This is a genomic window from Acetobacter sp. (assembly GCF_052102375.1).
GTDB lineage: Bacteria > Pseudomonadota > Alphaproteobacteria > Acetobacterales > Acetobacteraceae > Acetobacter.
Genome location: NZ_JBQDXI010000015.1, coordinates 20,741 through 40,651 on the forward strand (window position 1 = coordinate 20,741; position 19,911 = coordinate 40,651).

Below are 19,911 nucleotides of genomic sequence, written 5' to 3' on the forward strand. Positions count from 1 at the left end.
GAAATCAGGCAGGTGGCCCGTGTGATGGCGGGAGGCCCAGCACAACAATGGGTGGTGCACGCGGGAGTGAGGCATGACTACCCCGGCGTATCCACCGTTGAACGAGGGGGGGCAGGAGCACCAGCCCCAAAGGCAGCGCTGCGGGGAGTGAGAGCAGCGGGCAAAGCGGGCAGGTTTCCGTACCATCGTGATGATGATGGTGGGTATGCTGCGGCATGGTGGCCATGGACATGCCATGATGCATCATCATGCTATGGCCAGCAGGGGCTGGCGCAATATCAACCCCGAGCAAACGCTCCATGGCCGCGCGGGGCATTTCGTCTGGTAAGGAGAAACTCTGAAGTGCGAGAAGGCCCAGAAAGCCCATCATCGTCACCGCGACCAGCGGCCATTTTAGCAGCCTAGCAAGCGGGTGAGAGGGATGGAACATGACTAAGGGTCTAAACTCCAGATTTTGCATCATGGCGCAGGAAGGCGTAAGCGCATCATGCATGATATGTGCTGGCGTTGCTCTGTGCTGGGCGCAGGGCAGCGCCTCTGTGATCCAGCGTTGAAGCGCCGCAGGGCGTTCATATCAGGCTAGGCCAAGGTGGGGCACACCGTATAAGGATATGCCGACACTTTGCAACAGGGTGAATGCAGACGTGCCGTGAGGACCGATATGTGCGCAGCAACACAGCAGGGTGAGCGTTCTTCTTTCGTGTCAGGGCGGACAGGCCTTTGCGCCAATGCGACCGAGAGTACGCAGCCGCCTGCCTGCCCCTTGGCTGGTGTTACACGCACTATGGGGTTTGCGGGCACAGTTGGTACGCCTCCTCAAACTGTCTGGGCAGACCCGCACCCTCTGCCAGCGGCCAGCCTTTCACCACCGCGTATGCGTGGCGGGTATAAGGGGCGCGTTGCCTTAGGTCTGGCTTTGGGGGCGCATGGTCTGCTGGCGCTGTGCCTGCTTGGGCACCACATGCACCCGGCCCAACTGGCTGCGCCGGGAGAGCGCGCTGTGCAGATGGTGTTTGAAACACGGGCCAGCGCACCAGCCCAGCCTGCGCCACAACCTCAGCCGCCTGCGCCGCCGTCAACGCCACCTGCCAAACTGGCCGATATGCCGCCTATGGATATGGAGGATACACCTCCACCAGCAGCCCCTCCCGCCGTGCCAGACGTAACGGACAGGCTGCCAGACATGGCTGTGCCGCCCCTTCATATGTCCGTAGCGGCTCCTGCTGGGCAGGGCCGGAAGACAGCCAAGCCTGTCATGATGCACGATAAAACGCCTCAACGGAGCGTGGCCCCTCCAGCGCCTCATGCGGCTCCGGCACAGGTTGCGCCGCAACCACACCAACAGGGTACAGCATTCCCACCCGCTCCAGCATCGACCGCGCAGGCTGCAAAAGGTGGGGGTGTGCCCAAGCTTCATTGCACACCGCCACAAACATACTATCCCCCCATGGCGCGCCATTTGCACGAGGAAGGGGAAGCTGTGGTGGAAGTGACCTTGGCAGGCACCGGGGCCGTGCAGTCTGTGCGGCTGACGCAAAGCACAGGCTATGATGATCTTGATAAACAGGCTCTACTGGCAGCACGGACCTTAACCTGCACACCGCCCGAAAACGGGGCGCTGGTTGGGCGTATTCCGGTAGGGTTTCACATTCAATAAAAGCCAGACAGTATAGTCCCGTTCAGCAAAGCGTGCACTATAGCAGTATCGCTAGATTGAAAGAGGATGGCTAAGAGCGTTTTTTCTCCGTCGTAAACGCAATGGAGGCAGACATGCTCTACACTTTTTCTTACGAAGAACGTCATGACTATGCCAGTGTCTATGACAAGATGCTTCAGGCTCGGGCACTTGTTTTTGGAGAACGGCTGGGGTGGGATGTTGATGTCCGGCACGGGCGGGAAGAAGATGAGTACGACCGGGAATACAACCCTCTCTACATTGTATCCCTGAACGAGAGCGGGCAACATGCAGCATCTCTGCGCGTTCTGCCAACGACCGGCCCCACCATGCTGCGGCAGGAATTTCACACTTTTTTTGACGACTGCCCGGATATTGTGAGCCCGGATGTATGGGAATGCACACGCCTGTGCTCCACGGTTGAAAGCACCACACCAGCTGGCCGTTCCGTAACCATTGATGTGACCAAAGCGCTATGCCGCACGGCTTTTGAAAGTGGCATCAGCCAGATTACCGGCATTTATTATAAAGGTATGACCCGCGTTTACCGTCGTATCGGCTGGGAACCCACCACTCTGTCACAGGCAAAACCGGAAATTGGCGATATTTGCCTTGGTCTGTGGACCGTAACCCCGCGCGCTATGCGGCACATGGCAGAACGGCAGGCAATGCTTTTTTGATACATTCATTATTAATTAGTCAGGTAAGGTGTAACAACTTGTATTTCGATATATATTTTGTATCATTCTTGACAAGAAAGCAGACGGTTTCTCCCGAGTGAAAGTTTGTAGCGAAGAGAATGCTTATTCCCCCGCGTATTATGCAGGATCTTATCGCTGCGATTGTGGAGTCAAAAACACTTCCAGAGTTGAAGGCTATTATGGCGGTGCTGCCGCTTAAAAGTGGCCTTCAACATGCAGTTTATCACTATCTAGGTACCCCCGCCAAACCACTGCTGGATATTCCCGGTTTTGCCACATACCCGGATGAGTGGGTTAATCGTTATCTGGAAAACGGGTATGTACAGGTTGATCCTGTTGTGCGGCGGGGACTGCGCTCCATCCTGCCATTTGAGTGGAGCGAGTTGACCATCGACACTCCTGAACAGAAAAAACTGTTCACGGAGTCTCAGGAGTTTGACCTCGGCAAGGCAGCGCTCAGCTTGCCTGTGCGTGGGCTAGGGGGCGAAAACGCCCTTTTTACCATTACAAGTGAAGCGCCAGATACCTTCAGCGGCCCGCAGCGTGTCAATTACGTGCGGGACTATCAGGTGTTAGGCGTTTATGTGCATGAGAGCTTTGCCCGCCTGAACAAACTGATTCCTGAGCAAACAATGGAACTGTCCAGACGGGAAACCCAGTGCCTGAAGTTGGCATCGGAAGGGTTGCTGGGTAAGGAGATAGCCCACCGCCTTAAACTGTCAGAACCGGCTGTCAGGCTATATTTGCGTATTGCGCGGCACAAGCTTGGGGCATCCAGCACCAGTGGTGCTGTTGCATTAGGGGTCCGGCGCGGGCTTATTTAAAACTCACTCTTCCTTTTGCCGCGCTGGTAAATTCTTGTAACTCTCAAGCGCAATGGCGCGGGCAGCTTTTAAGTCCACAATCGGGTGCGGGTAGGTTGTACCAAGGTGCAGGCCAATTTGGCGGCACAGGGCGGCATCAGCCTTCCATGGAGTATGGATTAGTTTGTCCGGCAGGTGGCGCAGTTCAGGCACCCATGTTCGGATATAGGCACCCGATGGATCAAACTTTTCAGACTGCCCGACCGGGTTAAAAATACGAAACCACGGTGAGGCATCAATGCCGGTGCCAGCACACCATTGCCAGTTCATCGCATTTTGTGCCGGGTCTGCATCCACAAGCCGCTGATGAAACCACACTTCTCCCTTACGCCAGTCTGTCAGCAGATGTTTGGTCAGGAAGGATGCCACAACCATACGGACCCGGTTGTGCATCCAACCCGTCTGGTAAAGCTGGCGCATACCTGCATCCACTAACGGATAGCCGGTCTGGCCATGCTGCCAGGCTTTTAGCAGGGCAGCATCATCATGCCAGGGCATGTCATTAAATTCAGGTCGCAGGTTTTCTGTTGGTAAAGTGGGTTGGTAGAAAAGCTGCATGTATGCAAAGTCTCGCCAGCCTAATTCTGAAAGAAAAGTCCATGCGTTTTCTGAAATGGCACCATTCTGTTCAATGGCGGTTTCTACGCTGTGCCACACCTGCCGCGCAGAGATCAGCCCGGCGCGCAGATAGGGGGAAAGGCGGGATGTTGTGTCTTTGTCCGGTCGGTCGCGCTCCGTGCTGTAGCGGGCTACATTGTCTTCTACAAAGTCTTTCAGAAAATCCTGTGCATCGGCTTCCGTACAGGGCCAGTCCATCGCGGCGTCAGCCGCACCCTCGGGTAGTGCTGGTGCGGGTGTGGCGGCTGCTTTGCTGGCCAGCGCCTGCACCGCAGCAGGCCACGGGGCAAAAGAGAGGGATGATGGAGCAGGCACACATCGGCCCGGTGTGCCCAATTCACGCGCGGCGCGCCACCATGCTGTAAACACCTTGTAAGGCTGGCCGCTCCCTGTCTGCACCGCCCAAGGTTCATGTAGCAGGCGGCCGGAAAGCGAATGAGTGGTAATATGTCTGAGCCCCAAGGTGGTTTTCAGTGCTGTATCCTGCTTTTTGCCAATAGGGTCGTACCGCCGGTTCCACAGTACCGTGTCGGCTTTAAAGAGCGTGACAAGGTCCGGTATAATGTCTGGCGTGCTGCCTTCAACGGTCAGCAACTCTCCACCTTGTGCCTTCAGAGCCTCTGCCAGAGCGTGGCGGGACTGGTCCAGCCACCAGCCAATTGCCCCCTCACGGCGGGTGGCCGGGTCTTGCACAGAGACACACACAATCGGCTGCCCTGTCGTGCTGGCCATGTGAAGTGCCGGATTATCGGTCAGGCGGAAGTCATCCCGGAAAAGGACGAGAACAGGGGGTGCGGAGGGGCTCTGTGTGCTCATGCGCGCACCCTGTCACGTTTTTCTGAACGCTGACAACTGCGTGATAAAATAAAGAAGAAAGCCTGCAACCTATACAGTAAACGCGCGTTTAACGGCGTCACACTCCAGCCAAAAACGGGACGGCAGTACGATTTTGGGGTGTTGAGACTGACGAGGTGATGTACACGCCCGGAGTGTCAGGGTGGTTGAAAAACGGCTCAAGCCTTCCGTTATCAATAACACTGCACGAGCAATCAAGGAGACAAGCCATGGCAGAAAGCTGTTCTACCGGCCGTTGTGGGTCGCGCCTTCTCACCCCGGAGCAGGAACATATCCTGCGTGAGCGCGGCACGGAATATCCGGGCACCAGCCCGCTCAACGCTGAAAAGCGTGATGGTATTTATCAGTGCGCGGGGTGCGGGGCGGATTTGTTTTCTTCCGAGACAAAATATGAAAGCGGGAGCGGGTGGCCGTCTTTCTATGCACCTCTTACTGGGGCGGTCACCAGTCGGCAGGATAGCAGCCACGGCATGGTCCGGACGGAGATAACGTGCGCTCACTGTCACGGGCATTTGGGGCATGTTTTTCCTGATGGTCCACCGCCCACAGGGGAGCGATACTGCATGAACGGTCTTGCGCTGGATTTTGTCCCCCATGAGCCCGAAGACGCCTGACCTCTCTCTTGCAGGGTGGCTTTGGCCACCCCACATCTCTGGCATGACACATGCTCATGCTTTCGCCGGTAACGGCTTTGCGTCCTCCCATACTCAAACAGCCCAGCGCCTACGCCGTGTGCAACGGCTTGCGTGGTTGCTGGATGCAGCAGTGCGCTTACCGGGCACTCGGTTCCGGTTCGGGGCAGATGCCGTTATTGGTCTGCTGCCGGTAGGGGGCAGCCTAGTTATGGGGCTGGTCTCGCTCTATATCGTGTTCGAGGCATGGCGGATGCGCCTGCCCACCGCAGTTCTGATGCGCATGGTGGGCAATATTGCCATTGAAACGCTGGTTGATACCGTGCCTGTGGCCGGTAATATTTTTGATGCAGCGTTTAAAGCGAACCTTCGGAACGTTGCCTTAATGGAGCAGGCTCTCAGGCAGTAGCCGGAGTAGCCTTGGTTTTTGGCGGAGCAGGACACTCTCCGCCAACAGCCCGGACAAAAAGTGTCCATCCCCGCTCAAAAAAGACCTTGCGCTCTGCCTGTGTGCTAAAGGGGGCTAGACCAAACAGTGCACTCTCCAGCGCTGCACCAGTGATCAGCCCGCTGAGTAGGTCCACTGTTGTGTCATCCGCATTACCGGGGTTGATCTGCCCCGCTGCTTCCGCCGCCTTGAGTAGGCGCAGAATACTGGCATCAATCGGCCCACCAATATTTTGCTTGGCGTATTCTGCAAGGGTTGGGTAGCGGTATCCGTCTGAAATAAGAATGCGATATGTGCCCAGAGCCATGGGTTGCAGGCTCAGGTCCAGCAGCAACTGCATGACATGCTTGAGTTCCGCCAGCGGATTCTTAAGCGGTGTATCCTTTATGGAATGTAGGACAGAGGCGGTCAGATTGGTAATAACCGCCTTGAACAAGTCTTCCTTAGACGCATAGCGGCGATACAGGGTTTGCTTACTGGCAGACGCCTTGCGCGCAATCTGGTCCACAGACGTACCAGCGTAACCATGCTGAACAAACAGGCCCGCCGCGACCTCCAGCAAATACTGGTCAAGCTGCTCCGTATCTTCCGGGGTGGGGCGACCGCAGCGGCGCTTTTTACCCTGAAGGCACGGATTAAGCATATCAAGAAAGCTGGTATTGCGCTTTGCACTGGTCATGACGCGCGGTCTCGGGACAAGGGGCAGGGGCCGTTCATAAGAAAGTGTTGAAGGGAAAAGGCCGCTCTCCCTGCTATGGCAGGGTCTGAAGAGGGCCTGTTTGTGTGTTTCACTCTATTTTTGGTCTGAACACAAGGATAGCTTCTTATTTGGCATGCAATGTGAAGGCAAACCATACATTATGCCTGCCCTGCAGTTTGCGACTAGCTTTGCCGCATGAAAATGCCACTATGCTCCCAACCCTTCGTGCGAGCACAGGAAGAAGCGAGACCATGACGCCTGCCGACTATGAAAAATTCCGCAAACTCAGCCCTTTTGAACTGAAGGATCAACTGATCTCACTTGCGTCCGGCAAGGCCCAGCGTGCCATGCTGGATGCAGGGCGGGGCAACCCCAATTTTCTGGCAACAACGCCCCGGCATGGTTTTTTCCAGCTTGGCATGTTTGCCACAGCCGAGTCTGAGCTTTCTTTCTCTTACATGGCGGAAGGCGTGGGTGGTTTGCCCCGGCAGGACGGCATAGAAGCCCGCTTTACATCCTTTGTAGCAGCCAACAAGGACCAGCCGGGCGTAGCCTTCCTGCGCCGGGCGTTATCCTTCGTGCGGGACCAGCTTGGCCTGTCGGCAGAGGGGTTTTTGCTGGAAATGACGGCAGGGATTCTGGGCTGTGACTACCCCAAGCCGCCGCGTATGCTCAAATATGCTGAAAAAGTAGTCCGGCAGTATCTCATTCAGGAAATGGCTGGCAGTGCCATGCCTGCGGCGAGCACAGACCTGTTTGCGCTGGAAGGCGGGACGGCTGCCATTAGTTATATCTTTGCCTCCCTGCGGGAAAACGGGTTGATAAAACAGGGCGACAAAGCGGCCATTGGTATGCCGGTTTTCACGCCTTATGTAGAAATACCGGAACTTCGGGACTATCAGTTGCAGGAAGTGGCTATTAACGCCACGCCAGAAAGTGGCTGGCAATATCCGGATGAAGAGCTGGACAAGCTGCTTGACCCGGCTGTGAAGATTTTTCTGGTTGTTAACCCCAGCAACCCACCATCCGTCAAGATAAACGATGCTGGGCTGGCCCGCATTGCAGAAATTGTCAAAAAAAGACCGGATCTCATTATTGTAACCGATGATGTGTACGGAACATTTACGGATAATTTCCGCTCCCTTTATAGTATTTGTCCGTATAACACTATTTTGGTTTACTCTTTTTCCAAATATTTTGGGGCAACAGGGTGGCGTCTGGGCGTTATTGCCACCCACGCGCAGAACGTGCTGGACCATGCTCTGGCCAACCTGCCGGAAGAAGATAAACTGGCGCTGGACGCCCGTTATGCATCTCTTACGCCGGATGTGCGTGGCCTGAAATTTATTGACCGCATGGTGGCGGACAGCCGTACCGTTGCCCTTAACCACACGGCGGGGCTTTCCACACCCCAACAAGTGCAGATGGTGCTGTTTTCACTCTTTGCCCTGATGGATGGCCGGAATGCTTATAAAACGGCGCTGAAAAACCTGCTGCACCGCCGCGAAAGTGCGCTTTACCGCAACCTTGGCATTAGTGCCCCGGATGATGAGGGGAGCACCCATTATTATACATTGATCGACATGACCAAATTGGCGACAGAGCTTTACGGTACGCGCTTTGCCCGCTGGGTCATGACCCATGTTGACCATGAGACCATCCTGTTCCGTATTGCGGAGGAAACAGGGGTCGTATTGCTGCCCGGTATGGGGTTTGCTGTGCGCAAGCCCTCTGCACGAGCCTCTCTGGCTAACCTGAACGAGTATCAGTACGCCAGTATTGGCGCAGAGCTGCGTAAAATGGCTGATGAATACTACGAGCGGTACAAAGCAGAGAAAAAGCTGGAGTCAGAAAACGCGACTAAGGAGTAAGGAAAAAACGCCCGGGTGAGTCTGCCTCACTGCGGGCGTTTTGTTTGCACCAGACCCTACCTTATCCGGCTTACTCTGCCGGGTAAGGTTAGTGTGGTCAGGCGAGCATACCACCATCAACAGGCACGGTGGCACCCGTAATGTAGCCTGCATCCGGGCTTGCAAGGAAAGAGACCGTGCGGGCAATGTCATTCACGGTGCCATAAGACCCGGTTGCGACAAATCCGGCCAGTACGCGAGCGCCTTCCGTGTCGGACGGGTTCATTTCAGTATTGATGGGGCCGGGTTCTACCACATTGATGGTAATGCCCTGTGGCCCAAGGTCCCGTGCGGCACCCTGTGCAAAGCCGCGCAGGCCCGCTTTTGTGGCGGAGTAGAGGGAAAGCCCGGCAAATGGGGCACGACCCGCAAAAGCAGACCCCAAAAGAATAATGCGACCGCCTTTGGTCATGTGCTGCACGGCTTCATGGGTTTCTACCATGACGCCGCGTAGGTTCAGGTTGAGGGTCTGTTCAATCTGCTCAATGCTGGCATCGGCAATAGTGGTGTAGGGGTAGGCCCCTGCGTTACAAACCAGCGTATCCAGCCGTCCAAAATGTTGCACAGTTTCCGCTACAACCTTGCGGTTGCCGTCAACCGTTGCGCCGTCTGCCTGAATGGTCAGCACTTTACGGCCTGTTTTCCGGATTTTTTCAGCCAGTTCTTCGGCGCGTGCGGCACTGCGGGCGTAGGAGATGGCAATATCAAACCCATCAGCAGCAAGCGCTTCTGCAACGGCAGCACCAATGCCGCGGCTTCCGCCTGTAATCAGGGCAACGCGATGTGTCATGTGCTTTATCCTCCAACTTTGTGTGGTGCATGCTGTGCATCACATCTGCTTGTCTCAAACCAGCTCCCTGATACCGGGCTGGTGGAAGGACGGCCATAGCCCACCACGTCACAGCTCTGACAATGAAGGCCTTTTTTGGGAAATGGCAGTCAGCACGTTTCACCGGCCAAAGCTGAAAATTCCGCTGTTTTGTGCGGGTTGCAGTGAGCTGTTTCACGGTTCTGATATTGTTTAAGAAATTCACATATACGTGTATCACATAAATTGAACTGACAGATGTCATGCATGTTGTAACACTCGGCACGTTCCTCAGAACATGAAAAGAAATAAAGGAATTTTCCGTGCAGATAGCCAGAGACATCTTGCTTCAGTCATACCGCGCCATGCGCACGATCCGCGTGTTTGAAGAGCGCCTGCATGTTGAATTCGCAACTGGCGAAATTCCGGGCTTCGTCCATCTGTATTGCGGTGAGGAAGCCTCAGCTGTGGGCGTGTGCGCGCATCTGACTGATACGGACACAATTGCCAGCACACATCGCGGGCACGGCCACTGCATTGCCAAAGGTGTGGAAGTGCATGGCATGATGGCGGAAATTTATGGCCGCCAAACGGGGGTATGCCGCGGCAAGGGTGGCTCCATGCATATTGCAGACCTCTCCAAGGGGATGCTGGGGGCTAATGGCATTGTGGGCGGCGGGCCGCCGCTGATCTGCGGGGCGGCTCTGTCCCACAAAACGCTGAAAGATAATGGTGTTGCCATCGCTTTTTACGGGGATGGTGCATCCAATGAAGGCTTTACGTTGGAAAGCCTGAACCTTGCCAGTGTCTGGAAACTGCCTGCCGTGTTTGTGGTGGAAGATAACGGATATGGCGAGGCTACAGGTTCATCTTACGCCTGTGCGGGTACGCAGAAAGACCGTGCAGCCGGGTTTGGCATGACGTATCTGGAATGTGACGGCACGGATTTTTTTGATGTGTATGAAACAGCGCGTGAAGCCATAGAGCACGCCCGCTCAGGCCGTGGCCCTGTTATGCTGCATGTTCATTTAGCCCGGTGGTATGGCCATTTTGAAGGTGATGCCATGACCTACCGCGCAGCAGGGGAAGTGGCACGAGAAAAAGAAAACCGTGATTGCCTCAAGATTTTTCGTGAAAAAGTGACTGGGGCGGGGCTACTGGATGCCTCTGCACTGGATGACATTGATACCGCAGTGGAAGATGAGGTTGAAAGTGCTGTGCAGGCTGCCAAGGCCGCTCCATGGCCGGAAGACAGCGCCCTGATGGCGGATGTTTACGTTACCTACTGACCATAAGCCATAAGTAAGGCACAGCGCGGCCTGATGCACTGCGTAACAGGATGCCATCAGCGCTAGGCGTTTTGAAAAGGGACGAAAAAAGACAATGAGTAAAAAGAGTTTTCGTCAGGCAATTAATGAAGCACTCCGTCAGGAAATGCGGCGTGACCCAACAGTTGTCCTTATGGGCGAAGATATTGCAGGCGGGCAGGGCGGCACGTCAGGGGTGGAAGATGCCTGGGGCGGCGTGCTGGGCGTTACCAAAGGGCTCTATACGGAGTTCGGGCCTGAGCGTGTTCTGGATACCCCTATTTCTGAAGCTGCCTATATTGGGGCAGCAGCCGGTGCAGCGGCAACAGGTCTGCGCCCGGTAGCGGAACTGATGTTTGTAGATTTTATCGGCTCCTGTCTGGATCAGGTGCTTAATCAGGCGGCCAAGTTCCGGTATATGTTTGGTGGTAAGGCGCGCACACCCATGGTTATTCGGGCCATGTATGGCGCAGGGTTTAATGCCGCAGCCCAGCACAGCCAGTCTCTCTACCCACTTTTCACCCATATACCCGGTTTGAAAGTGGTTATCCCTTCTTCCCCCTACGAGGCCAAAGGCCTGCTCATAGAAGCTATTCGGGATGATGACCCGGTGATCTTTCTTGAAAACAAGGTGATGTATGATGAGGAGGAAGATGTTCCTGATGAATCCTACACCATCCCGTTTGGGGAGGCGAACATTACCCGTGAGGGCGATGACGTAACCATTGTGGCGATTGGCCGCATGGTGGGTATGGCCAACGAGGCCGCAGACCGCCTTGAAAAACAGGGCATCACCTGCACGGTTATTGACCCCCGCACGACCTCTCCGCTGGATGAACAGACCATTCTGGACTGTGTGGCGGAAACCGGCCGTCTTATTGTGGTGGATGAGTCCAGCCCACGCTGCAACATGGCGTGTGACATTTCAGCTCTGGTGGCGGAACAGGCTTTCCATACATTGAAAGCCCCCATCAAGCGTGTTGTGCCGCCGCATACGCCGGTACCTTTCTCCACACCGCTGGAAAAACTCTACATGCCCAGCGCAGAAAAAATTGAAGCCGCTGTAAAATCCGTTATGTCGCAGACCACGCGTGAGGTTGCCTGAACCATGAGTAAAACTCCCATAGCCCTGACCATGCCCAAATTCGGCCTTGCCATGACCGAGGGTAAACTGGCGTCCTGGACGGTGCAGGTTGGCCAAGCCGTAAAGCAGGGTGATGAACTGGCGGATATTGAAACCAGCAAAATCACCAGTGGCTATGAAAGCCCTGCAGCCGGTACGTTGCGTAAACAGATTGGGCAGGCGGGTGAAACACTACCCGTAGGGGCGCTGATTGGCGTGCTGGCGGATGCAGACGTGTCCGATGCGGATATTGAGGCCTTCATTACGCAGTTTCAGGCTGAACAGGTACCGCAGGATGATGCCGGGGATAGCTCTGCCCGTGCCAGCGGACCGCAGACCGTGCAGGTTGGGGATTATAGCCTGAATGTGCAGGAAAGCGGGTCCGGCACCGGGCTGCCTGTGCTGCTGATACATGGTTTTGGGGGTGACCTGAGCAACTGGCAGCTTACGCAGGAGCCCTTGGCGGCACACCGCCGGGTTATCAGCTTTGACTTGCCGGGCCATGGGGCATCCAGCAAGAGCGTGCAGGACGGCTCCCTGACCGCACTGGCCGCAAGTGTTGCAGAGCTTTTGAAAACGCTTGATATTCCCAAGGCGCATGTTGTGGGGCACTCACTGGGCGGCGGCGTTGCCTTGTCCTTGCTGCGTGACCAGCCCGATAAAGTGGCCTCCCTGACTCTTATTGCGCCAGCAGGTGTGGGTAAGACAGTTAATGCAGACTTCCTGTCAGGTTTTGCGGAGGCGGACCGTAACCGCGCCATGCAGACCGAGCTTGAAAAACTGGTGCATAACAAAGCCCTGATTGGCCGCAAGATGGTAGATGCCGTTATGCGTGCCCGCCGGTTGGATGGTGCGCGGGATGCCCTGCGTACCATTACCGCAGCCTGTTTTGAGCAGGACAAGCAAAAAGATGCGTTATTGCCTGTTCTGGAAAATGCGAAGGTACCAGTGCAGGTTTTCTGGGGGCAGGAAGATGCCATTCTGTCAGTGGAGGCAGCATCCAGCTTGCCAGACCATGTGGCAACACACCTCTACCCTGATGTAGGGCACTTGCCGCAAATGGAAAAAGCAACCGAGGTCAATAAACTGATAGAAAGCTTTCTGGAAAAAGCAGAGGCTTAAAATCCCACGTTTAGAGGGCCGGTGGTGTAAAAACCTTCGGCCCTTTCTTTCAGTTTTGGAACAGGAAGGCAGGCTGCCACACCGGTCAGGTGTGTGCAGCCTGTTTGCTTTGTCAGTCCATTCGCACGGAAGGACGGACAAAGCCATCCAGCCAGTCGCTCAGGCACGCAATCAGGCCACGGCGCAGGCCGTAGAGTTCAATCTGATGCTGTCGATACAGCGCGGTGTGGCCTAGGCGGGCGCTCAGGCCGTGCAATGCCCCGCCACCAAAGGTCTTGCCGTCCGGGAACGTACCCCAGCCATTATAGCTGCCCAGCGCCACAATGGCCCCCTTATTGTTGAACGTGAAAGCCGGGACGGGCTTCTGGTTCAAAATCCAGGCTGGAAGATGTTTGGCCAGATGGTGGGCTTCCTGCCGGGCAACCTGTGCCGTGGGGGGGAGGGGGTCATTCTGAATGGACGAGCAGTCACCCATAGCGAAAATACGGTCATCCATCGTGGTCTGCAAACTGGGTTTGACCACAAACTGGCCCCCGCGTGTGCATTCCAGCCCGTCCAGCGCACGGGTAACATCTGGAGCCTTAACGCCTGCCGCCCAAACGCGGAACTGTGCATCCACACGGGATCCGTCCTTGAGCAGAAACCCACTTTCATCCACACCGCTGACCATAGCACCTGTGCGTACGGAAATATTCAGCGCTTCAAGCTGTTTGTGGGCGGCGGCTGAAACATCTTCGGGGAAGGACGGCAAGATACGCGGGCCAGCTTCCAGCAGGGTTACGCGCATATCCGGCGTTTTGGGGGTAAAGTTGTAAAGTGAGCCAATATCCAGCGCTTTGTGCAGTTCAGCCGCAAGCTGCACACCAGTCGCCCCGCCGCCAACAATGGCAATATCCACCGGCGTGCCACGGCCATAGGCCTGAAGCAGGGCATGGCGGAAGCGTTCGTTAAAATTATTGGCCTCCACAACGTTATCCAGAAAGATGCAGTGCTCCAGCACACCGGGTGTACCAAAGTCATTGGCGCGGGAGCCTATGGCAAACACAATGCCGTCATAGTCCAGGTAGCGTTCTTCAAGCACCACATTGTCATCATCTTTCTCCACCAGTGGAGCAAGTGTGATGCGGCGGTTGGCGCGGTCCAGACCGGAAATCTCACCGTAGCAGAACCGGAAATTGTGCCCTGCTGCGTGGGAGATGAAGGTAATACGGTCGTTCTCGTTTCGGGCTGTGCCTGCGGCAAAGCAATGGAGCATGGGTTTCCAGACATGGGAAAAACCCTTGTCTACCAGCGTAATGTCCAGCTTGCCTGACCGGCCAAGGCTTTTGCCAAGCCGTGTTGCCAGAGCAAGACCGGCAATGCCGCCCCCCACAATAACCAACCGAAACGGATTACTCATACCGATATTGTCCTTCCGTGCTTTCCCCCTCATCCGGCGGAAAGCGGATATACGCAATGCACTGCTTGTTGAGGTCACGCAAAAGTTGTCTGCCAGACGCTACAGGTCTGGCAGACCTGTGTCAGGCTGAGGCGAGGTCTACCAGACCGATCAGCCCTTCTTCCGTACCAAACCCAAGCGTGCAGCCATCTGCGCTATAGGCCAAAGCACTTATGGAGCCGCTACCGTCCAGCACTACTGGTAGCACTCGTTGCGTTGCAGGTTCAATCATCAGCACTGTGCCATCGGCAAATCCGGCAGCTACAACTTCCTGCGTGGGGTGGAAGGCAACCTGTGTGCACAGCGCCCCGCCAGCCCCGGCCAGTTCCTGCGGTGGTTTGCCCATGGGGCCGCCACCAAAAAACGGCCACATGACCACAACATCCGCCCCGCTGGTAGCCAGCCACTTGCCATTGGATGAGAACGACATGGAGCGCACTTTGGTAGGGTAGCCACTCATGCGGATATTATGCCCGTCTGAAAGCCGCCAGCCATGCAGGTCATTATCCTGCATGGCGGTTATCAGGGCTTCACCCTGCGGGTGCATGGCAATGCCAATATGGCTGCCTTTCCACTCCAGCAGGCGCGGGTTGTCACTTTTGGACTGCGTGTACCACAGCGAGGCCCCATTATAATGAGAGGCCCCCAACCGCTTGCCTTTATTGTCAAACGCAATGCCGGAAACGGAGGTCGGGTGCTCAAAGGTTTTCAGGAGTGTCCGGCCTGTGGCATCGCGCAGTTCCAGCTGCTTGCCTGCGGCAGAGGCAATGAGAGCGGTTTTGGCATCCACATAGGTTGTAACATGCTCAACCCAGCGGCGGCTTTTGCCCAGTTCCTCAATTTCTCCGTGCATATCAACGCGGCACAGGCGGCCATCATCCCCACCGGTTAGAAAGCCCTGCGGGTCTGTATCTGGCGTAATGCACAGGGTTGCGCCGTCGTGCACGGCGTAAGTGCGCCAGCTTGCGGTATCGGTCAGGTCTCCCCGGTGGGCGATAATGACATCGCCTTCCGCCGTAGTGAAGGCAAAGCGCTGGTTATCGCGGGATGCAGCACAGCCGGTGATGTGCCCTTCCACCACACGAAAAGCACCGCGTTTTTCAATAAGGCCACGCATGGTCTGGTTTTCGGTCATGCTACGGCACAGCTTTCAAACCCACGGCGGAGTTGAGGGCGGTTCAGGTTACGGCCAATAAACACAAGGCGAGACTCACGGGCCTCACCATCTTTCCAGGGCCCGATTGCGTTGCCATCAGCCATCATATGGACGGCCTGAAAGGCAAAGCGTTCTGGTTCACCTTCAAAATTCAGGATTCCTTTGGTGCGCAGCATGTCCGCCCCTTTTTCCTGCAACAGTGCGCTAATCCACATCTGGAAGCGCCCGGCATCCAGCGGGGTTTTTACGACAAGGGAGACACTGTTGATGTCTTCTTCGTGCTGATGGTCCGGGTTCTCAAGGAAGTTAGGCATGTTTTCCAGCACGCGCTGGAGGTCAAACCCGCCCTGATCCATCACATCAGTCAGCTTCACATTGCCTTTGCGGGCACGGTGGATGGGCGCAAAAGCGTTGATGGCGCGCAGAGTGGCTTCCACCTCTGCCAGCTTGGCCTCATCCACCAGATCCGTCTTGTTCAGGATCATGACATCTGCAAATGCAATCTGCTGGTTAGCTTCCGGACTTTCTTTGAGGGTCTGCTGAATGTTTAGGGCATCCACCACTGTCACAACGGCATCCAGCCGTGTTTTGGCGCGCACTTCTTCGTCTGCAAAGAAGGTCTGTGCTACCGGGGCGGGGTCTGCCAGACCGGTGGTCTCAATAATAATGCCGTCAAACTTGCCACGGCGCTTCATCAACCCACCCAGAATGCGGATGAGGTCGCCCCGCACTGTGCAGCAGATGCAGCCATTGTTCATTTCGAACACTTCTTCATCGGCATCAACCACGAGGTCGTTATCAACGCCCAACTCACCATACTCGTTAATGACAACGGCATATTTGCGGCCGTGCTCGGCAGTCAGAATATGGTTGAGCAGGGTGGTCTTGCCTGCGCCCAGAAAGCCGGTGAGCACGGTAACGGGAACAAGACTGTCCGACTGCGCGGGGGATGTGGGATCGGACATGAGGGTATGGCTCCGGTGTGAACGTGGAAAATGTGCCCCCACATATAAGGCGTGGGCCAGCGTGATGCCAGAGAGCATGACAGAAAGCTGTAAATTACAGAACTTCAATGAGATGGAAAGGATCTGTTACTTTGTTATAACAAAGCTGTGATGGTCTGGAGGGCTATGCGGTTTTGGGCGCAGACTTAAAATATTTGTTAATAAAGCTCTGTCTTTTATCTCATCAAATTGTTAAAAAGGATTCGACGAGATGACAGATTATGTCTCGCCTTCTGGCGTTACCTATACGCTCACACCCACTTTGCTGGGCAATACGGTTACGATCACTGATCCGGACGGATCAACAACCGATCTGGGTTATGTCCTCGGTACGAATATTTTAACAACCAATGGCGGGACGCTCTCTATCATTTCTTTGCTGGGGTTAGGCGGAGGCAATTATGTCATTCCCCCACCATTACAGGAGATGTCACAACTATTATTGCGCTTTTAAGTGGAGCGACAATTTATGTTGGTGGTACAGCAACTATTAATACAGCAGCATCTGTACTGTCTGGGGCCACTGTCAATATTAATGGTGGTTCAGCAACAGTTGGGAACAACATTATTGCAGGTGCCCTTTCCGGGCTGACTGTAAATCTAACCAACGGCGGCACATTTAGTAATGGCTCTGGCCTGATTGCTTTGCTCAATGGCACGACTATCACGTTTGGCAAAGGGGGCGGTACGTTTATTGCCAATGCAGGTGGTACACTCCTGAATCTGTCAGGCACAACCATCAACGGGTTTGATAGCGCGAAAGATTATATCCAGTTCCAGAATTTGTCAGACCAGCCAAATTATTACCAGATCGCCACGACAGCGCTGGGTGGTGGGCAAAGTATTACGGTTTATAATGCCAGTAAAAACGTCATAGCCACCATTACTGTAGCCGGGCAGTCCTTCACCACGGGCACCTACTCAGCCACAGGACTAGGCCCACTTACTGTTTCCAGTGACGGTAAGTCTCTTAGCCTTGAGGCCACGCCGTCCGTCTGCTTTGTGCAGGGTAGCCTGCTCCGCACACCGGAAGGAGACCGCACGGTAGAAGTTTTGGAGATTGGCGACCGGCTCGTCACTTTTGAAAATGGAGTGGAAGCGCAGCAGGTTGTAACGTGGGTTGGCTCCCGCAAGGCAACTGTCCGGCCGGATCTGTCTGATGACAAGGCAGGTTATCCGGTCAGAATTTGTAAAAATGCTATTGCTCAGGGCATCCCCTACGAGGATCTTCTGGTGACGGCCGAGCACTGCCTGCTGTTTAAGGGACGGTTTGTGCCTGTTCGTATGTTGGTCAATGGGGCTTCTATTTTTTACGACAAGAGTATTCAGCATTATACCTATTATCATGTTGAGACAGAGCGGCACGCCATTATCATAGCCAATGGCCTTCAGACCGAAAGCTATATGGACACAGGGAATAGGCAAACCTTTGCACAGCAGGGCCATTGCGTTCGGCTACCGGTAAACAGCCATAAAACATGGGAGAAGGATGCGGCAGCACCACTGGCGACAGACCAGCTCTTTGTAGAGCCTGTTTTCCGTGCTCTGCAGGAAAGGGCAATCGCACTCGGTATGGGGGAGGATCAGGCACCTCTGGAGCTGACGCATGATGCGGATATTCATCTTGTGACACACACAGGTCGAACCATTCGGTGTCTGCGTAAGCGGGGGAGCAGAGTTGTGTTCGCTCTTCCAGCAGAGGTGCAGCAGGTCTGGCTCGTGTCACGTTACAGTCGTCCGGCCGATGTTTTTGGGGCCTTTGTAGATGACCGGCGGCAACTGGGGGTGCTGGTGGGTGGCCTTCAGCTTTGCGATAAGGCCGGGCACATTACCCCTCTTACAGACGTCCTGACCGCCCAAGACCAGATTGGCTGGCACGAGTGTGAGGCAGGTAACCATGTGCGGTGGACAACTGGGTGGGCGGAAATTTCGCTTCCCCCCGCACAGGGCCGGGGGGAGAGACTGTTGGCAATGGATATTAGGGCAGGTGGTCCGTACCTGAGGCAGGCTGAGCCCGCAACAAACCGGATGCGTGTTGGAGGCTGAAAGATTGCTCAGCCTTCACCCGTCAGCGTGCTGTATCTGTTGCGGTTACCGGGCGGCTGGATGGGCGAGACTTCGGGGCGGCTGAGCGCAGAAACTTGACAGCCAGAGCGCCGTAAAGAGCGTGGCTGCATATGGCGCGGGACACACCAAAGGCAAGGAACGCACTGGCCAGAAGTGCCAGTGTAACCTGCTGGTTGTCACACATTTCCATAACAATAACGGTGGCCGTCAGCGGAGACTGGGTTACGGCGGCAAAATAGGCCACGGTACCCAGCAGCACCACGGCACCCGGCGTTGTATGGGGCAGAAACTGCGCAACCCACCCGCCCATGCCGGCACCAACAGAAAGAGAAGGTGCAAACAGTCCACCGGGAATGCCGGAGCAGTAGGACACAATAGTAGCAAGGCATTTGAGCACGAAATAGGAGGCCGGGTAGTGGTCTGACCCCATAATAATACCACGTGCCTGCAAATAGCCTGTACCGTAGGTCATGCCGCCGGAAACAAGACCGATGACGGCAAGAACCAAGCCACATAGCGCAGCAAAGCTGATAGGGTATTTTGCAACAAAAGACCCTATACGCCCCGGCAGCCCACGTGAGATGCGGATAAGAAGTGCGGAGAACAGGCCACCGCTTATACCGCCTACAATGCCACAGGCCAGCACAGCCAGCCAACTCACACCGACCGGCACAACGGAATCCGTATGGCCAAAATAGGTGTAGTTCCCCACCAGTGCTATGGCGGTTACACCGGCCAGCACAACGCAGGTGAGCATGGTGCCGCTGGTCCGCTGCTCGTAAGAATGCGCCAGTTCTTCAATGCCAAATACAATTCCTGCCAGAGGGGTATTAAAGGCTGCGGCCACCCCGGCAGCACCGCCGGCCTTGATAAGGGCATGCTGGCGCACAGGGTCATTCACCCCCATAAACCGCCCGACCGTATGCATGATGGACGCCCCAACCTGAACAGTAGGCCCTTCACGCCCGATGGAGGCACCACAGAGCAGGCCAAGGGAGGTAAGGAATATCTTGGCAATGGCAATTTTGAGGGAAAGGACTTTGTCCACCACCCGGAAGTCATGCAGATGCATGCAGGCAATGGCCTGCGGAATACCGCTTCCTTGCGCACCCTTGAACCATTTACGCGTAATCCATGTAGAAAGGGCTAGTCCACCGGGGGTAACAACCAACATCAGCCAAGGGCTGAAGGCGACAATATGGTTACGCAGGGCAGCGGCCTTGTCTGCCAGTGCTGCAAAACTGACTGCAACAATACCAACAGCTATGGCCCCGGACCAGTAAATGAGTTTACGCCGCCAGTTGACGGTACCTGCTTTGGCCTGTTCACGAATGTGACGAAGCTGAGCGGACGCTGCGGTTACGCTGGCCGGCATATCAAAATCCTGCTTTTCAAGAAAACACCGCGCCTTTTAGCATGATCTTCTTTGAAGGAAAGAAGTGTGTTCAAAGAAAAAGGCATTTCAAAAACAAACTTTATAACAC

Annotated in this window: 19 protein-coding genes; 11 read left to right on the forward strand and 8 right to left on the reverse strand. The window is 55.4% G+C overall.

Annotated elements, in window-relative coordinates; translation table 11 throughout:
- Positions 1 to 4: 4 nt before the first annotated feature.
- The gene (locus tag ACTIDN_RS08200) at positions 5 to 430 is read right to left on the reverse strand and encodes a DUF2946 family protein (protein ID WP_441376692.1); all 426 of its coding nucleotides are present in this window, start codon (positions 428 to 430) and stop codon (positions 5 to 7) included.
- 231 nt (positions 431 to 661) lie between these two features.
- Here ACTIDN_RS08200 and ACTIDN_RS08205 point away from each other — a divergent pair, with 231 nt between their 5' ends.
- From ACTIDN_RS08205 to ACTIDN_RS08215, 3 genes are all read left to right on the forward strand, one after another.
- The gene (locus ACTIDN_RS08205; RefSeq protein WP_441376659.1) at positions 662 to 1,657 is read left to right on the forward strand and encodes an energy transducer TonB; all 996 of its coding nucleotides are present in this window, start codon (positions 662 to 664) and stop codon (positions 1,655 to 1,657) included.
- 113 nt (positions 1,658 to 1,770) lie between these two features.
- Positions 1,771 to 2,355 carry an acyl-homoserine-lactone synthase gene (locus ACTIDN_RS08210; protein WP_415507670.1) on the forward strand — a complete coding sequence of 195 codons (585 nt, stop codon included), beginning with the start codon at positions 1,771 to 1,773 and terminating at the stop codon, positions 2,353 to 2,355.
- Positions 2,356 to 2,474: 119 nt separating this feature from the next.
- Entirely contained in the window at positions 2,475 to 3,200 is a 726-nt protein-coding gene (locus tag ACTIDN_RS08215) for a helix-turn-helix transcriptional regulator (protein ID WP_415507671.1), read from the forward strand.
- A 3-nt stretch (positions 3,201 to 3,203) separates the two neighbouring features.
- On the opposite strand, the gene ACTIDN_RS08220 is transcribed toward ACTIDN_RS08215, so the two are convergent.
- Positions 3,204 to 4,673: a cryptochrome/photolyase family protein gene (locus tag ACTIDN_RS08220; RefSeq protein ID WP_441376660.1), complete on the reverse strand. Its 1,470-nt coding sequence runs from the start codon at positions 4,671 to 4,673 to the stop codon at positions 3,204 to 3,206.
- 248 nt (positions 4,674 to 4,921) lie between these two features.
- On the opposite strand from ACTIDN_RS08220, the gene msrB reads away from it, so the two are divergent.
- The gene (gene msrB, locus ACTIDN_RS08225; protein ID WP_415507673.1) at positions 4,922 to 5,326 is read left to right on the forward strand and encodes a peptide-methionine (R)-S-oxide reductase MsrB; all 405 of its coding nucleotides are present in this window, start codon (positions 4,922 to 4,924) and stop codon (positions 5,324 to 5,326) included.
- Between the two features lie 43 nt (positions 5,327 to 5,369).
- Positions 5,370 to 5,753, forward strand: a complete 384-nt coding sequence (locus ACTIDN_RS08230; protein ID WP_441376693.1) for a DUF4112 domain-containing protein — start codon at positions 5,370 to 5,372, stop codon at positions 5,751 to 5,753.
- Here ACTIDN_RS08230 and ACTIDN_RS08235 read toward each other — a convergent pair.
- Positions 5,743 to 6,471 (reverse strand): TetR/AcrR family transcriptional regulator, encoded by a 729-nt coding sequence (locus ACTIDN_RS08235; protein WP_441376661.1) that lies wholly within the window; start codon positions 6,469 to 6,471, stop codon positions 5,743 to 5,745. The genes ACTIDN_RS08230 and ACTIDN_RS08235 overlap by 11 nt on opposite strands.
- Positions 6,472 to 6,743: 272 nt before the next feature.
- Between ACTIDN_RS08235 and ACTIDN_RS08240 the strand changes: the two genes are divergently transcribed.
- The gene (locus tag ACTIDN_RS08240) at positions 6,744 to 8,363 is read left to right on the forward strand and encodes a bifunctional aspartate transaminase/aspartate 4-decarboxylase (protein ID WP_415507675.1); all 1,620 of its coding nucleotides are present in this window, start codon (positions 6,744 to 6,746) and stop codon (positions 8,361 to 8,363) included.
- 97 nt (positions 8,364 to 8,460) lie between these two features.
- On the opposite strand, the gene ACTIDN_RS08245 is transcribed toward ACTIDN_RS08240, so the two are convergent.
- Positions 8,461 to 9,192, reverse strand: coding sequence for an SDR family NAD(P)-dependent oxidoreductase (locus ACTIDN_RS08245; RefSeq protein WP_441376662.1), 732 nt, complete (start codon positions 9,190 to 9,192; stop codon positions 8,461 to 8,463).
- Positions 9,193 to 9,575: 383 nt separating this feature from the next.
- On the opposite strand from ACTIDN_RS08245, the gene ACTIDN_RS08250 reads away from it, so the two are divergent.
- The 3 genes from ACTIDN_RS08250 (at position 9,576) to ACTIDN_RS08260 (ending at position 12,762) form a co-directional block, all read left to right on the forward strand.
- A complete protein-coding gene (locus tag ACTIDN_RS08250; protein WP_240554596.1) occupies positions 9,576 to 10,499 on the forward strand; it encodes a thiamine pyrophosphate-dependent dehydrogenase E1 component subunit alpha in 924 nt (307 codons plus the stop codon).
- A gap of 94 nt (positions 10,500 to 10,593) precedes the next feature.
- Complete coding sequence (locus tag ACTIDN_RS08255) at positions 10,594 to 11,622, forward strand: alpha-ketoacid dehydrogenase subunit beta (RefSeq protein ID WP_048837416.1); 1,029 nt, start codon at positions 10,594 to 10,596, stop codon at positions 11,620 to 11,622.
- Between the two features lie 3 nt (positions 11,623 to 11,625).
- Positions 11,626 to 12,762 carry an acetoin dehydrogenase dihydrolipoyllysine-residue acetyltransferase subunit gene (locus ACTIDN_RS08260; protein WP_441376663.1) on the forward strand — a complete coding sequence of 379 codons (1,137 nt, stop codon included), beginning with the start codon at positions 11,626 to 11,628 and terminating at the stop codon, positions 12,760 to 12,762.
- Positions 12,763 to 12,874: 112 nt separating this feature from the next.
- Here the strand turns inward: ACTIDN_RS08260 and ACTIDN_RS08265 are convergent, their stop codons facing one another.
- From ACTIDN_RS08265 to ACTIDN_RS08275, 3 genes are all read right to left on the reverse strand, one after another.
- Positions 12,875 to 14,161 carry an NAD(P)/FAD-dependent oxidoreductase gene (locus ACTIDN_RS08265; RefSeq protein ID WP_441376664.1) on the reverse strand — a complete coding sequence of 429 codons (1,287 nt, stop codon included), beginning with the start codon at positions 14,159 to 14,161 and terminating at the stop codon, positions 12,875 to 12,877.
- 121 nt (positions 14,162 to 14,282) lie between these two features.
- On the reverse strand, positions 14,283 to 15,335 hold the full coding sequence (locus ACTIDN_RS08270; protein ID WP_441376665.1) for a WD40 repeat domain-containing protein: 1,053 nt from the start codon (positions 15,333 to 15,335) through the stop codon (positions 14,283 to 14,285).
- A complete protein-coding gene (locus tag ACTIDN_RS08275) occupies positions 15,332 to 16,321 on the reverse strand; it encodes a CobW family GTP-binding protein (protein WP_441376666.1) in 990 nt (329 codons plus the stop codon). The genes ACTIDN_RS08270 and ACTIDN_RS08275 overlap by 4 nt, the downstream gene beginning before the upstream one ends.
- Before the next feature lie 250 nt (positions 16,322 to 16,571).
- On the opposite strand from ACTIDN_RS08275, the gene ACTIDN_RS08280 reads away from it, so the two are divergent.
- Both ACTIDN_RS08280 and ACTIDN_RS08285 read left to right on the forward strand, forming a co-directional pair.
- A complete protein-coding gene (locus ACTIDN_RS08280) occupies positions 16,572 to 16,814 on the forward strand; it encodes a hypothetical protein (RefSeq protein WP_441376667.1) in 243 nt (80 codons plus the stop codon).
- A gap of 191 nt (positions 16,815 to 17,005) precedes the next feature.
- The gene (locus tag ACTIDN_RS08285; RefSeq protein WP_441376668.1) at positions 17,006 to 18,406 is read left to right on the forward strand and encodes a Hint domain-containing protein; all 1,401 of its coding nucleotides are present in this window, start codon (positions 17,006 to 17,008) and stop codon (positions 18,404 to 18,406) included.
- Between the two features lie 22 nt (positions 18,407 to 18,428).
- On the opposite strand, the gene ACTIDN_RS08290 is transcribed toward ACTIDN_RS08285, so the two are convergent.
- Positions 18,429 to 19,802, reverse strand: coding sequence for a chloride channel protein (locus ACTIDN_RS08290; RefSeq protein WP_415507681.1), 1,374 nt, complete (start codon positions 19,800 to 19,802; stop codon positions 18,429 to 18,431).
- Positions 19,803 to 19,911 lie beyond the last annotated feature (109 nt).

Coding starts and splice junctions, on each gene's coding strand:
- ACTIDN_RS08200 (WP_441376692.1), bottom strand. CDS start 430: ATGTTCCATCCCTCTCACCCGCTTGCTAGGCTGCTAAAATGGCCGCTG.
- ACTIDN_RS08205 (WP_441376659.1), top strand. CDS start 662: ATGTGCGCAGCAACACAGCAGGGTGAGCGTTCTTCTTTCGTGTCAGGG.
- ACTIDN_RS08210 (WP_415507670.1), top strand. CDS start 1,771: ATGCTCTACACTTTTTCTTACGAAGAACGTCATGACTATGCCAGTGTC.
- ACTIDN_RS08215 (WP_415507671.1), top strand. CDS start 2,475: ATGCTTATTCCCCCGCGTATTATGCAGGATCTTATCGCTGCGATTGTG.
- ACTIDN_RS08220 (WP_441376660.1), bottom strand. CDS start 4,673: ATGAGCACACAGAGCCCCTCCGCACCCCCTGTTCTCGTCCTTTTCCGG.
- msrB (WP_415507673.1), top strand. CDS start 4,922: ATGGCAGAAAGCTGTTCTACCGGCCGTTGTGGGTCGCGCCTTCTCACC.
- ACTIDN_RS08230 (WP_441376693.1), top strand. CDS start 5,370: ATGACACATGCTCATGCTTTCGCCGGTAACGGCTTTGCGTCCTCCCAT.
- ACTIDN_RS08235 (WP_441376661.1), bottom strand. CDS start 6,471: ATGACCAGTGCAAAGCGCAATACCAGCTTTCTTGATATGCTTAATCCG.
- ACTIDN_RS08240 (WP_415507675.1), top strand. CDS start 6,744: ATGACGCCTGCCGACTATGAAAAATTCCGCAAACTCAGCCCTTTTGAA.
- ACTIDN_RS08245 (WP_441376662.1), bottom strand. CDS start 9,192: ATGACACATCGCGTTGCCCTGATTACAGGCGGAAGCCGCGGCATTGGT.
- ACTIDN_RS08250 (WP_240554596.1), top strand. CDS start 9,576: ATGCGCACGATCCGCGTGTTTGAAGAGCGCCTGCATGTTGAATTCGCA.
- ACTIDN_RS08255 (WP_048837416.1), top strand. CDS start 10,594: ATGAGTAAAAAGAGTTTTCGTCAGGCAATTAATGAAGCACTCCGTCAG.
- ACTIDN_RS08260 (WP_441376663.1), top strand. CDS start 11,626: ATGAGTAAAACTCCCATAGCCCTGACCATGCCCAAATTCGGCCTTGCC.
- ACTIDN_RS08265 (WP_441376664.1), bottom strand. CDS start 14,161: ATGAGTAATCCGTTTCGGTTGGTTATTGTGGGGGGCGGCATTGCCGGT.
- ACTIDN_RS08270 (WP_441376665.1), bottom strand. CDS start 15,335: ATGACCGAAAACCAGACCATGCGTGGCCTTATTGAAAAACGCGGTGCT.
- ACTIDN_RS08275 (WP_441376666.1), bottom strand. CDS start 16,321: ATGTCCGATCCCACATCCCCCGCGCAGTCGGACAGTCTTGTTCCCGTT.
- ACTIDN_RS08280 (WP_441376667.1), top strand. CDS start 16,572: ATGACAGATTATGTCTCGCCTTCTGGCGTTACCTATACGCTCACACCC.
- ACTIDN_RS08290 (WP_415507681.1), bottom strand. CDS start 19,802: ATGCCGGCCAGCGTAACCGCAGCGTCCGCTCAGCTTCGTCACATTCGT.